The 14,737-nt window shown below is 35.8% G+C and carries 11 protein-coding genes; 9 read left to right on the plus strand and 2 right to left on the minus strand.

Going from position 1 to position 14,737, the window contains the following annotated elements:
* Window positions 1–129: 129 nt before the first annotated feature.
* A complete protein-coding gene (locus J2Y60_RS16490) occupies window positions 130–2,289 on the minus strand; it encodes a tetratricopeptide repeat protein (protein ID WP_309921113.1) in 2,160 nt (719 codons plus the stop codon).
* 176 nt (window positions 2,290–2,465) lie between these two features.
* On the opposite strand from J2Y60_RS16490, the gene J2Y60_RS16495 reads away from it, so the two are divergent.
* The 4 genes from J2Y60_RS16495 to J2Y60_RS16510 all read left to right on the plus strand — a co-directional run bounded on the left by J2Y60_RS16495 (window position 2,466) and on the right by J2Y60_RS16510 (window position 7,362).
* Window positions 2,466–2,678: an AtpZ/AtpI family protein gene (locus J2Y60_RS16495; protein WP_309921110.1), complete on the plus strand. Its 213-nt coding sequence runs from the start codon at window positions 2,466–2,468 to the stop codon at window positions 2,676–2,678.
* Window positions 2,679–2,885: 207 nt separating this feature from the next.
* A complete protein-coding gene (locus J2Y60_RS16500) occupies window positions 2,886–4,922 on the plus strand; it encodes a penicillin-binding transpeptidase domain-containing protein (RefSeq protein ID WP_309921108.1) in 2,037 nt (678 codons plus the stop codon).
* A gap of 85 nt (window positions 4,923–5,007) precedes the next feature.
* Window positions 5,008–6,297: a rod shape-determining protein RodA gene (gene rodA, locus J2Y60_RS16505; RefSeq protein ID WP_309921105.1), complete on the plus strand. Its 1,290-nt coding sequence runs from the start codon at window positions 5,008–5,010 to the stop codon at window positions 6,295–6,297.
* 42 nt (window positions 6,298–6,339) lie between these two features.
* The gene (locus tag J2Y60_RS16510) at window positions 6,340–7,362 is read left to right on the plus strand and encodes a hypothetical protein (protein ID WP_309921103.1); all 1,023 of its coding nucleotides are present in this window, start codon (window positions 6,340–6,342) and stop codon (window positions 7,360–7,362) included.
* Between the two features lie 58 nt (window positions 7,363–7,420).
* Here J2Y60_RS16510 and J2Y60_RS16515 read toward each other — a convergent pair whose 3' ends face one another.
* Window positions 7,421–7,795: a DUF423 domain-containing protein gene (locus J2Y60_RS16515; RefSeq protein ID WP_309921100.1), complete on the minus strand. Its 375-nt coding sequence runs from the start codon at window positions 7,793–7,795 to the stop codon at window positions 7,421–7,423.
* Between the two features lie 220 nt (window positions 7,796–8,015).
* Between J2Y60_RS16515 and J2Y60_RS16520 the strand changes: the two genes are divergently transcribed.
* From J2Y60_RS16520 to J2Y60_RS16540, 5 genes are all read left to right on the plus strand, one after another.
* Entirely contained in the window at window positions 8,016–8,588 is a 573-nt protein-coding gene (locus tag J2Y60_RS16520; protein WP_309921097.1) for an RNA polymerase sigma-70 factor, read from the plus strand.
* A 117-nt stretch (window positions 8,589–8,705) separates the two neighbouring features.
* Window positions 8,706–9,764: a FecR domain-containing protein gene (locus tag J2Y60_RS16525; RefSeq protein WP_309921094.1), complete on the plus strand. Its 1,059-nt coding sequence runs from the start codon at window positions 8,706–8,708 to the stop codon at window positions 9,762–9,764.
* 35 nt (window positions 9,765–9,799) lie between these two features.
* Entirely contained in the window at window positions 9,800–11,566 is a 1,767-nt protein-coding gene (locus J2Y60_RS16530) for an STN and carboxypeptidase regulatory-like domain-containing protein (protein WP_309921091.1), read from the plus strand.
* A gap of 60 nt (window positions 11,567–11,626) precedes the next feature.
* A complete protein-coding gene (locus tag J2Y60_RS16535) occupies window positions 11,627–12,742 on the plus strand; it encodes a hypothetical protein (protein ID WP_309994696.1) in 1,116 nt (371 codons plus the stop codon).
* 107 nt (window positions 12,743–12,849) lie between these two features.
* Complete coding sequence (locus J2Y60_RS16540; RefSeq protein WP_309921087.1) at window positions 12,850–14,685, plus strand: DUF1080 domain-containing protein; 1,836 nt, start codon at window positions 12,850–12,852, stop codon at window positions 14,683–14,685.
* The last annotated feature ends 52 nt before the right edge of the window (window positions 14,686–14,737 follow it).

Raw genomic sequence — 14,737 nt, forward strand, 5'->3', positions numbered from 1 at the left:
AATCACTAAATCACTAAATCACTAAATCACTAAATCACTAAATCACTAAATCACTAAATCACTAAATCACTAAATCACTAAATCACTAAATCACTAAATCACTAAATCACTAAATCACTAAATCACTCATTATTTCGCTCCCACCGCTGCTAGTCTTTCTTTAGCTAAAGAAATTAATTGGCTTTTAGGGTAATCTGAAATGAAGTTTTCTAAAGCCGTTTGATAAGCCTTTGTATCTTGTGTTTTAGCGAAAAGAACAGCTTTCAAAAATACCATTTTATCCTCTATTTGACTGTTCGGATATTCCTTTAATCCCTTTTCAACAATGCTCATGGCATTAGTGAAATTATTTTGTACATAATAATTATAGGCTTCTGCATATAACTTTTGTACTTCCGACTCTTTGCCTGTGCTTAAACTTTCATTTTGACTACGTATCAATAATCTTGAGAAATAAGAGTCAGCATATTTACTCATCAACTGATTTTTATAAAAAGCATATACTCCCGCATTGTCTTCGTTTAATAAACATAATAGGTACAATACCTCTGCTTCATGGCTAGAAGTAGGAAAATCCTTTAAGAATTTCTCAAAAGTAATCGTAGCATTTTTAGGTTCGTTCAAATTGAGTTTATACACTTTTCCTAATGCAAAAGTGGCTTCTTCTTGTCTTTTTCTAGAAGCAAGCAGTGCTTCTGGAGAAAATGGAATTTTAGCCTTTAGTGACGCTATAGCCGTTTTCATCACATCATTGCTTGTGTTGTTTGCATTCAAATCTCCGACGTTTGTGCTGAGAGTGTTACTTATATTTTGATTGCTCAAAGCATTGCTACTATTAAAAGAAAGTACATTGTCTTTGGTGCTTCTTCGCCAATTATCTTCCAAAATCCTATTGCCCCATCGTGCTATAAAGGCCGTTTTTCCTTGGCTCATAGCAATGGGATTATTGAAGTACCACATTGGCTTATTAGGGTCGTTGAAGGTATTGGCTACATTTTTATTTTGTAATTGTTTATTTTTATTGGCTATCTCTGTAGCTCTTTTCTGACTTTCTTCTTTTGCCTGTTGGTCTGAATATACCTTGTCTAAAACCTTGTCTAATTGAGCAGGATTCATTTTAGCTAAACGCTGTAGAGAGTCTTCTGTTCTGATGATTTTCGTTTGAATGACAAAATCAGCTAAAGAACGTTGTTTCTCAATTACTCGTTTATATTGAGGGTCTTGTTGAGGAAGTGAAATCGCTGTGCTGTCGTAATAAGCAGAAGCCATTTCATAATCTCCCATTTGGTTGTAATAAGAATCAGCAAGCCTTAGGTAAGTAAACGCTAATTGCTGAGGATTCTGGTTCGTTCTTGCTGATGATTGCAAGAATCTTAAGCCAGATTGTGTATTCCCTTTTCTGATTTCAGCAGTTGCCATGGCTTCATAAATCTTGTCTTGCAAATCTTTATTTTTAGGGTCTTTCAATAGTTTTTGAAAACTATCTGTTTGTCCTAATGCCAACGACTTGTTGAGCTTGGCATAAAAATCCAAGTTATAAGATGGTCTGTTTTTACTAACACTAGCATATTTCTGAGAGGCTAATTGTGGATTATTTACTAATTCATACAATTGTCCTGCAACAAAAAACAATCTGGCTTTTTCTTCGTTTTTAGGCATGAGCGGCAACGCCTCTTCAAGAATAGCGACAGATGTTTTGTATTCTTGCTTTAATTGATGGAGATATGCTTTTGTTAGGTAAAAACCTACCGTGTTTTCTTTATTCAATGGTTCTGTACGAAGAATTTCAGCTACTCTAAGAGCCGTTTGATATTCGCCTTGTTCTGTATAAGCACGCATCAAACCAATCAGGGCTGCATCTCGGGCATCATCGCTAGTAGCACTTGTATTAACAAACTTGAAGGTCTCGATAGCATTTTTGTAGTCTTCTTTCAAAAGTCGGGCTTGTCCTATCATCACATAGGCATCATCTAGCCATTTTGAGTTTTGATGACGCTCGGCAACCAAAGAGGCTTTTTTAATAACAGCAGCTAATTGTTCGTTAACAGTTTGTGCCGACAGAGAATCGATAGGCAGAAGTATCGGAAGAAGTTGTGAGTAATTATCTTGACGAGCATCAAAAATTAATGATTCTGCTTCTTTGAATTTTATTTTTGCTTGAAACAATGCATTATACTTAGCATTAACATTATGAAAGCCTACGCTCAACGGAGAGCTACTGTATTGAGAACAACCCAGTATGGAAATCCCGAAAAGGCAAGCGATATATAAAATAAAATATTTATTCATAGAAATTTTTAATGCTGAAACCGTGAAAGAAACGCAACTTTACGTAAAATTAGTATCAGTTTTTATGTTAAAGCTATTTTTTTAAATTATTCAACACCCAGAGCAATATAAATTCATTATTGAGCTTGTCAAGTAGTCCATTTTTTAATTGTTCGATTTCAAATTTAATTAATATCATGAAAGACGATTCTCAAAATAATAACAATAAATACATGCGTTACATGGGAGCGGGTATGCAAATGCTCGTAACAATAGCGACTGGTGTATTTTTAGGAAGATGGCTTGATGAAAAAATGATGATGAAAACTCCTTGGTTTACCATTGGCTGTTCCTTGTTTTTTATATTCGGAGGAATGTACCTTTTTATCAAAGGTTTACCCAAAGAATAATTTATCAAAATATTACAACTCATTTGCTCCTTTCATTGATAAATTCCCGAAAAATAACAAATTTTGTATAATGATTTCTGGTATTGTTTTTCCAATAGAATTCTTGTGTGAATTCTACTGAGAATACGTGCCAATAATGTTATCATGATTTAAAAACGTAGACATTTATTCGCCTTTGGGCTTATTTATATAAATATTTTATTACTCGTGGACGAACTAAGAAAACGATTTATTCAAGGCTTTTTTATACTTATCGGACTAATTTATATTTGTAGGCTTTTCTTCCTACAAGTAGTAGATGAAACCTATAAATTAGATGCCGAAAATAATGCCATCAGAAAGATAATTCAATCTCCTTTCAGAGGCTTGGTATATGATAGAAATAAGAAACTTATCGTGAGCAACACGGTAGTCTATGATTTATACATTACTCCTAAAAAAGCTAAAGTTGCTGATACCTTAAAATTCTGTAGCATTTTTGGTATTACCCGTCAGAGCTTCGATAGCCTTACGCACTTAGCAAGGATATATTCGCCTGTGCGTCCTTCTCTTTTTTTAAGACAGCTTTCTCGTGAAGATTTTGCCAAAGTACAAGATGCTATGGTAGATTACCCTGGTTTTGAATTTCAACTGAGTGCCGTTCGTACTTATGATTCAAAGGCTATGGCTAATGCCTTGGGGTATGTAGGTGAAATTAGCCCTGAACGCTTGGAAAAATTGGAAGAAGAAGGGGATGAATATTATCGACAAGGCGATTATATCGGTGTAACTGGCCTTGAAAGGTTTTATGAAGAAGACCTTCGGGGAGAAAGGGGTATCAAGTATATGATGGTAAATAGTAGGGGAGTTGAAAAAGGTCCATTCAAAGGTGGAGCTTTTGATAAAAACCCTATTGCAGGTAAAAATTTATTGAGCTCTATAGATATTAACCTACAAGCCTACGCTGATAGTTTGATGCAGCATAAAGTGGGTAGTGTAGTAGCGATAGAGCCAAGCTCTGGCGAAGTACTGGCGATGGTGTCTGCTCCAACCTATGACCCAAGTCAATTATCAGGACGTACTTTTTCAAAGTATTTCCAAACCTTAAACCTGAACCCGCTTCACCCTTTATTGAATCGTCCACCGAGTGCTTATTATCGTCCAGGGTCTACCTTTAAAATTATTCAAGCATTAGTGGCGCTACAAATGGGGGTAATTAGTCCAGGAACAGGATTCGGACATGCGGGTTCGCCTATTCGCTGTAGCCACAATCACCCCGTTGCCAGCGATGTTCAAAAAGCGATTCAGTATTCTTGTAACCCATATTTTTACCAGACTTATAAACGAATGATTTATAATAACTCTGAGAAAAATATATTCAAGAAGTCTGCTTTGGGGTTACAGAAATGGGATGAAATGGTAGCAAAATTTGGTATTGGTCAATCCTTAGAAATTGATTTGCCGAATGAGAAAAAAGGAAAACTGCCAGATGTAAAGTATTATGATAAAATGTATAAGGGGGCACTTTCATGGAAGTTCTCGAACATCGCTAGTAATAGTATTGGCGAGGGTGAAATTATTGTGAATCCTTTGAAAATGGCAAACGTTGCGGCGATAATTGCTAACCGAGGTTGGTATATTCGTCCGCATTTGGTAAAAGGAATTGACCAATTTGGAGAAATTGACCCAAAATATAAAGAGAAAATATCTGTTGGAATTGACAAACGCCACTTTAATACAGTAATTGACGGAATGGTACTGGCCGTAAACAACGGAACAGTGTCAGGAGACGGTAGAATGAATGATATTCAAATGTGTGGAAAAACAGGGACGTCACAAAACCGACATGGAGAAAACCATTCTATTTTCATTGCATTTGCTCCTAAAGAAAATCCGAAAATTGCTATTGCCGTTTTTGTAGAAAATGCTGGGTCTGGTGGAGCGCACGCCGCACCAATTGCGTCTTTGTGTATTGAAAAATATATCAAAGGGCATGTAGACCGCAAAGCCATTGAAACGAAATGGATGAATAAAAGTTATCCGAATATGCTTACTGTGAGAAATGAAATGGCTTCGAAAGCAAAAACGAAAATGAAGCCCGACACCGCTCAGAAAGTAGATGAGGAATTATTTTTAACAACCCCTACAACCATCACTTTACCACTTGGAGGTTCACCAAAAACGAATGAAGTAAAAATACCGATGAGTCCCAAGAAAACTACAACCAATATCAAACCAGTAGAGAAAAAGAAAGTAGGGCATTAAAAAATATGCTCAGACTCGATTTTCCCATTTCCTAAAAATACCGTTGTGCAATCTTAATTGTATAACTTAATTCATCGAACTTAACTTGGCAAGGCAAGAAAAAATATCAAAAAATTTAGACTGGATCACAGTCTTACTTTTTATCGTTTGCGTAACTGTAGGCTGGTTTAATATCTATGCGGCCATCTATAATCCTGAAAACCCACTTTGGATTGGAGACGCAGGCTTTTTTGATACTAACGCTGGTAGGCAACTTATCTGGATTGGTACCACTGTCTTACTCATTATTGCCATTTTGGTGATTGATTATCGCTTTTACGATACTTTCGCATTCTTTATTTACAGCTTTTTTATCTTTATGCTTATCTTGGTGTTGTTAGTCGGGACTGAGGTAAAAGGCTCGCATTCATGGTTTAGGGTAGGAGGGTTTCAATTACAACCAGCAGAGTTTGCCAAAATGGCTACGGCTTTGGCATTGGCAAAATACATAAGTACGCCTATGGTGAACCTGACTCGTTTTAAAGACCAGTTTACAGTAGCATTGATTATTTTAATTCCTCCCCTCCTTATTCTGGCTTCTCACGAAACAGGCGTTGCCCTAGTCTTTGCCTCTTTCATGATTTTATTATATCGCGAAGGACTCCCAGGGATTTATCCTGCTGTTTTTCTTTCTATTATTATATTGTTTGTATTGTCCTTGATTTTTGAAGAATGGGAAATCTACATCGGTCTGGCAGTATTAGCGAGCATCATCATTTTAATCATGCCTCGGTATGAACGCAAAACAAAAAACATTATCACCATCATAGGCATTGCCTTTGTTATGGGGCTGTTTGTTACGGGAGTAGACTGGGCTGTTAATAACATACTTGAACCACACCAACGTAACCGTATAAAAGTATTAATTGACCCTGATTTTGATAGAAAGAAAACAGGTTACAACGTACGCCAAGCCAAAATTGCGATTGGGTCTGGAGGACTTTTTGGGAAAGGATATTTACAAGGAACACAAACAAAATTTGATTTTGTACCCGAACAAAGTACCGACTTTATTTTCTGTACAGTAGGTGAAGAAGAAGGTTTTCTTGGTAGTTTACTAGTCGTGGGATTATTCTTGGCACTGCTGCTTCGAGTCGCTTATTTAGCAGACCAACAGAAATCTAGGTTTGCCCGAGTCTACGGCTATGGGGTAGTCTCCATACTTTTTTTCCACTTTATGGTTAACATAGGCATGACTATTGGACTAATGCCCGTTATTGGTATTCCTCTTCCATTTTTTAGTTATGGTGGGTCGTCGCTATGGTCGTTTTCAATTTTATTATTTATTTTTTTGAAAATAGATGCCCATCGTACACAAGTTCTTTCTAGGTGGTAAATTGATAGTAGCCTTATTATTTACAGCTAATTTCATTAGAACATGGCATTAATATCTAAAAAGAAAGTACCCTTCAAGATTAATCTCCAACTCAGAAAATATTTAACAAAATATGGTCGGGAGATTAAAATGCCAATTCAATATGCTGATTTATTACGCTTTGAAAGTTCGATAAGTTTGTATGATAAATTTGGGAATGACACCTTTTGGATTACCGTTTTTTTTCCGCATTCCGAGATTGAACATGTTTATGAAGGATTGAAGAAAATTTATGCTGATTTAAAAACAGATGGAGATGAAAAGGTAATTAAGCACCTCACTGTTGATAGAATAGATTTGTGTACTTATGGAAATACACAGCCTTTTAGGATACGCATCGTAAACAGGGTAAACGATAACTTCGATTATTTTTATATCAAAAGAGCCGACTGTTCCAGAGTTTATGGAATGGAATTAGAACACCTACTTTCGCCGAACAGAATCAATTATCTTACTTTCGAAAACTCTTTGGTTGAAGAACACATTGCAGGGATTCCGGGTGATCAGTTTTTTAAGAATTACCTAAGCGACCCCAACATCAATGAAATCCGTTTGGCCAAAGAATTTGTCAAGTTCAATGAAAGATGTTTGGTGCTGTTACTAGGAGATATGCACTCTTCAAACTTCGTAGTAGAAATTACCCCAGATTTTGAAGAAGTATATTTTAGAATAAGGTCAATTGATTTTGACCAACAGAGCTACGAAGGGAAACGAACTGTTTATATGCCGCAATATTTTAAACAGAATAATCCTTTGATTGAAATGGGTATGCGTCACATGACGCCCGAATCTGTAAAACAGTACCAAATAGAGGAACGGTCGCTGATTTCAAAAAGGATGAAAGTAGAAAGCCAAAGAGTGTATGAATTAATGGCTATTATGGCAAAAGATGATATATCAACCCCAGAAAATACGGAGCAACTTAAAAATGAGTTAGCAAAATATTATGATTCCGACCAATTCTTGAAGTGCAGAACAATGGGAGAAATAGTGTGGGTAAGCTTGGAACAAGTCAGGATGCAGTAAAAAATTATTACTAGGGAGGGACTTTAGTCCCTCCCTAGTAAAGGGTTGAATGTCAGGTTTACACCTTTTTTGAAACGCCTAAAAATAAGAATACAAAACCCACTATCAATGCTGTGCCTCCAATGGGCGCTATTGCCCCCCACATCGTTACACCAGTAGCACATATCAAATAAAGAGAACCTGCAAAAATAAGTGTTCCGATTAGCAACGAATATCCTGCCCAATTCAAGAATTTGTGTGAAATCTTATCGGTTAAAATTCCTACTAAAATTAACGCTAAAGCTCCATACATTTGATAACGTGCCGCCGTTTCAAAAGTATCTGTTCGGTTAGTTGCTTCCAAGGCAGCCTTAAAAGCATGGGCTCCAAAAGCACCTAATGCTACCGAAAGACCAGCAAGTAAAGTACCAGCCTGTAAAAAAAATCTATTCATATTTTTGCTAGATAAAAGAGAAATATTCCACAAAGAACGCAATGAAAAATAGAGTTTCAATGATAATTACTTGAATATTTATGATGCTTTAAAGGATAATTTGACCAATCATCATTTTTATAATAGGGGTTAAAGCAATTTTAGTTGTCATCACTAAAAATGTCAAGTAAGAGTTGTAATTTTGTGAGAGTAACTCTACGGAAAATAATCTCTTGAAATTTTGCAACTCACTGATTCTGATATTTTGTTAGCCATCCGACAAGGAAATGAGCGTGTTTTTGAAGCAATGTTTCGAAAGCACTATCAGGCTTTATGCAACTATTCTTGCAACATCCTAAAAGACATGGATGATGCTGAAGAAATAGTGCAAAGCGTTTTCCTGAAGTTTTGGGAACAGCGCCAAGAAATAGAAATAACAGTTTCTTTAAAATCATATCTTTATCGAGCTGTTCATAATACCTGTTTAAATCGTATAAAACACCTTAAAGTACAAGAAGTATATCGTCAACACGTTGGCGAGTTTATAGAAAATACGTTTGATTCTGCCACTGATTTACTTGATAAAAATGAACTTGAAATCCGCATAGCTGAAGCATTAGAAAAGCTACCAGAACAATGTAGACTTATTTTTAAAATGAGTAGATTTGAAGAACTGAAGTATCAAGAAATAGCTAACCAATTGGGGCTTTCTATCAAAACAGTAGAAAATCAGATAGGAAAAGCGCTAAAAATTATGCGGACAGAATTGGCAGATTATTTGCCTTTATTACTATTTTGGGTGCTTTTCTACTAGAATAACAAGTAAACAGACACTTATTGTGATAAAAAAAATCTAAATCTCTATCTATTCAAAACTATTGCTTAATAACCAAATACTAAAATTACATACATAAAAGCCTTTGGGTTTAAGATGATTAACGAAGAAAACATAGACGATTTACTGGCAAAATACCTTGCAGAAGAAGCTGATAGTCAGGAAGCTGATGCTGTAAACGAGTGGATTACTTTGTCGGATGATAATCAAAAAACCTTCGAACATACAAGTATTATCTGGGAAAAAAGTGCCTTGTTAAATACTCAACAAGTAGTTGATGTGGATACTGCTTGGGCAAAACTCGGTATTGGCTCAGATAAAATAAAGAGAACGGCTGATCAATCTGATTATATAAAACCTTTGCCTCATAGGAGTGGAGGTAGTAAACACCCATTGAAAGGAAGAAAGTCAAATACTATCAATCTTGTCTTTAACAATTTCCTCAAAATTGCAGCGGTTTTAATTTTCATCGTCGGAGGAGTACTTTTGGTGAAGAAGAATACCGAGCCTGACATTGCATTGCTTACTTTTCAAACAAGTAATATTCCAACAGAAAAAGTTTTAGCTGATGGAACAAAAGTATTTTTAAATAAAAATTCAACAATCAGTTTTCCTGAGAATTTTGAAGGAGATACCAGAGAGGTAAAACTAACAGGAGAAGCTTTTTTTGAGGTACACCATGACAAAGCCCATCCTTTTATCATCCATGCTAATGGTGCAAATATAAAAGTACTCGGGACATCATTTAATGTAAAAGCGTATGATGCTCAGGTACAAGTAGTAGTGAATACAGGAAAAGTACAATTTTCGAAAAATACTCAGCAGGTTATTCTAGTAAAAGGAGAAAAAGCTGAAATTTCAAAAGGACAAGAGACTATTGTAAAATCGATAAATGTCGATGAAAACATACTTTATTACAAAACAAAATCGTTTAATTTTGAAGAGACTAGTTTAGATGAAGTAGCACAATTGCTTTCTGACAATTTTGGAAAAACTATTGTTTTTGAGCAAGATAAAATTAAAAACTGTAAACTGACTGCCACCTTCCAGCAAGAAAGTTTGGATAATATTCTCACCATAATTTCCGAAACCTTTAACCTGAAAATTACCAAAAAAGGAGATTCAATCGTGCTTCAAGGAGAAGGCTGTCAGTAGAATGGATTGAATAACGATTTGAAAATCGTTCCACTATGATAGCTTATTATTTTAAATACGTTGCTTTAAATATTTGTTTTTTACTGTTAATTACTCATTCTTCTTTAGGACAAATCCCTATTTTAGAACGAAATATTAGTGTTAGGTTCAATAATGATAAAATTACCCAAGTACTAGATATCATTGCTAGTGAAGGAGGTTTTAATTTTTCCTATAATTCTAATTTGATTGATAGTGACAGGCGAATAGATTTGGCTGTTACCAACCGTCCAGTACGGGATGTGCTAAAACAAATTTTTGGCACATCTATTAGCTACAAAGTACGTGGACAATATGTTATTCTTCAGAAAAATATTACAGAAAATCAAAACTTACATTTTGTATTAAGTGGCTATATCGTAGACCCCGATGAAGGCATAAAACTGCCAGATGCCAGTATTTATGAGAAAACCAGTTTAGCCTCAGCAATTTCTAATCAATTTGGCTTTTATAAAATTAAGCTCTCTACTAAGAAATTTCCCATTCGGTTGAGTATTTCAAAACCAGGCTATGAACATCAGATAGTTTTAATAAGAAATGCTCAGAATGATTACCTCAATATTGAGCTAGTGGCAGAAAAAAAAGAGTTGACTTATGAATCAGCTTTTGATGACAACTCGATTGAACAAATGGAGTTGTTCCAAAAACGAAACCAATTGATTGAGTCTACTCCTGTTTTTAAAGATAATCGCCCTCCCTTTGTAGATGCTGCTGGTGACGAAAGTTTTCATCCTGTTTTTGTGCCTTTCGATTCCTTGGCTTATAGAACAGACTGGGAAAGGTTTAAAGATGGCGTTGGAAAATTCTTTGTCAGACGAAGCCAACGTATCAATGCCTTTAACATCAATGATACCCTTAACCAAAGACTTCAAATATCATTACTTCCTTTCCTAGGAACCAATCGCCTACTTTCTGGAAGTATCGTAAACGATTTTTCAGTGAATATCCTGATGGGGTATTCTGGTGGCGTGAATAAACTAGAAATAGGAGGGTTATTAAACGGTATTCATCATGATGCAAGTGGACTACAAATAGCGGGGTTAGGGAATATTGTAGGGGGGCAGCTAAGAGGTGTACAGGTGAGTTCCCTGCTGAATATTGCTGGTAGCTTAGATAAAGGCTTACAATTGAGTGATGGTATCAATGTAATAGCTAAATCCTCTGAGGGTTGGCAAGTAGGTCTTATCAACTTTGCTAAAGATGTGGGGAAAAAAGGAAAGCAAATAGGACTATTAAATATTAGTGAAACATCAGAATCAACCCCTTTTGGATTATTAAGTTTTGTTAGTTCAAAAGATGGCTATAAACGGTTGGAATTAACGATTGATGAAAACGAAACAGGAAGCGTAACCTTCAAAACAGGGGTAAGAAAGTTTTATAATATTCTAACGATTGGTTATAATTTCCTTAGAACTCGCGAGCTTTTTAGTGCAGGGTATGGCATAGGGCGTGCCTATGAAATGAGCCACGGATGGATGCTCAATACAGATTTAGTGGCCAATGTGTTAGTAGAATACGATGCATTTAATCCGAATGTAGGGGCTTTGTATAAATTTGATATAAGTTTTGAAAAACAAATTGCCCGCAATGCGGCCATTACCTTTGGCCCTTCATTCAAAGCACTTCTTATCGACAGATATAACATCAATACTTGGCAAGGCAAACCATTCAGCCGTATGCCAAGCTATACTCCTCTGTTCTCTACAGACCATTCTACCTTTTGGCTTGGTTTTCAAATGGGTTTAAGAATTCGCTCTAAATAATGCTACTATTTTATTATATTTCGAATATTTGTGATTATTTTGATAACTAATTGGCTTTAAATGAAGGTTTTATTTATGAAGGTATTTTCTCTACTACTACTATTTTTATTATTTACCTTTTCAGGGATAAGTCAGGGAAAGATTGAGACTTCAAACAATTATGCTCAAAAAATTATGGGCAATTGGATGAAAGATTATATTGATATGAAAGATGGAAGTAGTAATGATGACCCTACTGTTGATGAAATAGTGGCTTCAATGCTTATTTTCAGAAAAACTAATACCGTTACTGTCATACAAGGAAAAGAAGCGGTGAATACTCCTTTTGAAATATTTGGAGATACTTTGTTAGTTGGCAGAGCAGTATTTTATAAAATAGAAAAACTTACTGATTACGAATTGGTATTTACGCAGATACTCTCGGATATTCCCGACTACCAGTTGCGCCGCTATCATTATCTTACTACCAAAGAAAGTTCAGGAGAATATTTTGAAAGACGATATATTAAAGCAAATCTTAAAATTCAGGCAAATGGAGATTCTGCCTACGCATTTAGCAAATACATTTTTCCCAAATTTAGAACGGGTAGAGAAATGTTTAGGGGGGCTAACTTTAATACTTTCGAAGATGTTTATCAATATTCCTATGAAGCCATTGAAACAGCTTTTGATTTTCCAGCGAGGAAGAATGGCAATTTCAAAGTGGCTTTTATGGTATCAAAAAGCGGAATATTGAAAGATGTAACTATCCAACAAAGTTCTGATTCAAGCTATAATGCAAAGTTGATTCAAGCTGTTTTACAAACGCGCAAACAATGGATTCCAGCCGATATTGATGGAAAACTTGTAAACGTAGTGTTTAATTATGAGTTTGATTTTGGCGATGATAAAGAAGATGTGGAAAACGATAATAACTATTTTGACCCTGCGATATATGCAAATCTGATGGAGAGAGGCGACAGGCAAATTGAAAAAAAGAATTATATAAAAGCTATCAAACTATATACAAAATGTATTTTGATGAAAGACGACGCCTTTGATGCGTTGTACAAAAGAGCAGATGCTTATTTTACATTAAAAGTGGAAAAGAATGCCTGCTCAGATTGGAATTATTTAGCGACGAAAGGCCAAAAAAAGGCAGAAGCTTTGTTTATTCAAAATTGTTTGAAGCGATAAGAAAAAAAGTGTTCTAATGTGTTATGCTTTTTTTATGAAAATTAATGCTAAAACGTGATAATCAAAGCAGTTTTTTTTTATAAATTTCCTGAAATATTAAAAAAACAATGAAAAAACTATTATTTCTATTATTCCCAATTTCAACGTTTGCCCAAACTGAAATTCCGCTCAATGATTTAGGAGCCTTCAAAAATCCAAGTGCAAACTGGACAATTGTGGGTGGTATTTCAGGAGATTACCAGTCAGCTACTTTAACGAGTACCGAAGGGAAGGGTATTCTATATGCCTCTGCGAAAGGTGCCAAGTATCAATCAAATGATGATTTGATTTTTAAACTTGAACACGGCGACATTAGGCTATCACTCGACTTTATGATTCCGAAAGGCTCTAATTCTGGCGTTTACTTACAAGGACGCTATGAGGTACAGATTCTGGATTCATGGTTGAAAAAACAAATCACCGATGGCGATTGTGGTGCTATCTATCATCGTTGGGACGAAGCTCGTGGAGCTGGCAACGAAGGATATGAAGGACACGCACCTCGCCAAAATGCCGTGAAAGCACCTGGCTTGTGGAATCATCTGGAGATTGATTTCAAAGCACCTACTTTTGATGCTTCAGGTAACAAAATCTCGAATGCTCGTTTCAACAAAGTAGTGTTAAATGGTGTTATTATCCATGAGAACATTGAGCTTACGGGGGTAACACGTGGTGCTATTTCTCCGAAAGAAGCTGCAACAGGGCCTATCAGAATTCAAGGAGACCACGGTTCTGTGGCATTCAAAAATATCAAATACGAAGTTTTTGATAAAGCCCTTGCTACGTTTAGTCCAACTAGTTATGAATATTACCAAGGCAAATATGCAAGCCTTCAAACAGGGACAAATAAGCCTGTAAAGACAAGTACTGCCCCAAAGCCATCGATGAAACTTGCGGAGGCAAAATCAGATTACTTGTTGAAATTTCAAGGTAAAATCACGATTCCAGAGACAGATACGTATATCTTCACGACTAACTGGACGGGTACGGGAGCATTGATAATTGATAAAGATACCATTACTAAAGGTGACCATTGGTATAGCGAGGATGTAAAAGGGAGTACGAAACTTACGGCTGGTGAACATACTTATACATTGCTTCATGCCAAAGATTTTGGTTGGGGACCTAAAGCCCTTGGTTGTTTTATAGAGAGAATCGGGGCTCCAAAACAAGGAATTACTGAAAGAACATCGTTGCCAGAACCAGAAGCCACACCGCTTATCGAAGTAAAAGTAAACCAAGAACCCGTTTTACAACGTTCATTTATCGTATATGGGGATAAGAAAAAAACACATGGTATCAATGTAGGGCTGCCAAATGGATTGAATTATTCTTATGATTTAAACCAAGGTGGATATTTACAACTATGGAGGGGGAAATTCTTGGATGCTACATTGATGTGGTATGACCGTGGCGAGCCTCAAACTTCTGTACCGATGGGTTCTGCTATTACTTCAAACGACAAGTTTCCTTTAGCATTTTTAGCGAGCGACTCAGCGCCTTTCCCAGATACTTTAACCAAAAGCGAGTTGAAATATAAGGGATACAGCTTAAAAAAATACGATGTAGCTGGTCAGCAAATATCCTTTCCTGATTTTATGTATGAATACAAAGGCGTAAAAGTAAAAGATACTTCTTTGCCAATGACACAAAACGAAGGCATCAATCGTCATTTAAGTTTTGAAGGCAATACAACAGATGCTAAATTGTATGCTTTATTGGCTGAAGGAAGTGCCATTGCTAACATTGGTAATAACCGTTTTTCAGTAGATAATCAGCAATATTATATACAGGTAAATTCAACAGAAAGTAATAAAGCAATCATTCGTGAAAGTAAAGGGAAAAAACAATTATTATTGCCTTTAACTGGATTGAAAGAAATATCTTATCAATTGATTTTCTAAGTTTGTATTTAACTAAATCTATCGTTGAGTTTCTTAAACAGTTTGCCATTTA

It is taken from the genome of Arcicella sp. BE140, assembly GCF_031456255.1.
GTDB classification, from domain to species: Bacteria; Bacteroidota; Bacteroidia; order Cytophagales; family Spirosomataceae; genus Arcicella; species Arcicella aquatica.

Bases quoted from the DNA above. Each gene is read 5' to 3' on its own strand.
- J2Y60_RS16490 (WP_309921113.1), bottom strand. From the start codon at position 2,289: ATGAATAAATATTTTATTTTATATATCGCTTGCCTTTTCGGGATTTCC.
- J2Y60_RS16495 (WP_309921110.1), top strand. From the start codon at position 2,466: ATGAAAGACGATTCTCAAAATAATAACAATAAATACATGCGTTACATG.
- J2Y60_RS16510 (WP_309921103.1), top strand. From the start codon at position 6,340: ATGGCATTAATATCTAAAAAGAAAGTACCCTTCAAGATTAATCTCCAA.
- J2Y60_RS16515 (WP_309921100.1), bottom strand. From the start codon at position 7,795: ATGAATAGATTTTTTTTACAGGCTGGTACTTTACTTGCTGGTCTTTCG.
- J2Y60_RS16525 (WP_309921094.1), top strand. From the start codon at position 8,706: ATGATTAACGAAGAAAACATAGACGATTTACTGGCAAAATACCTTGCA.
- J2Y60_RS16530 (WP_309921091.1), top strand. From the start codon at position 9,800: ATGATAGCTTATTATTTTAAATACGTTGCTTTAAATATTTGTTTTTTA.
- J2Y60_RS16535 (WP_309994696.1), top strand. From the start codon at position 11,627: ATGAAGGTTTTATTTATGAAGGTATTTTCTCTACTACTACTATTTTTA.
- J2Y60_RS16540 (WP_309921087.1), top strand. From the start codon at position 12,850: ATGAAAAAACTATTATTTCTATTATTCCCAATTTCAACGTTTGCCCAA.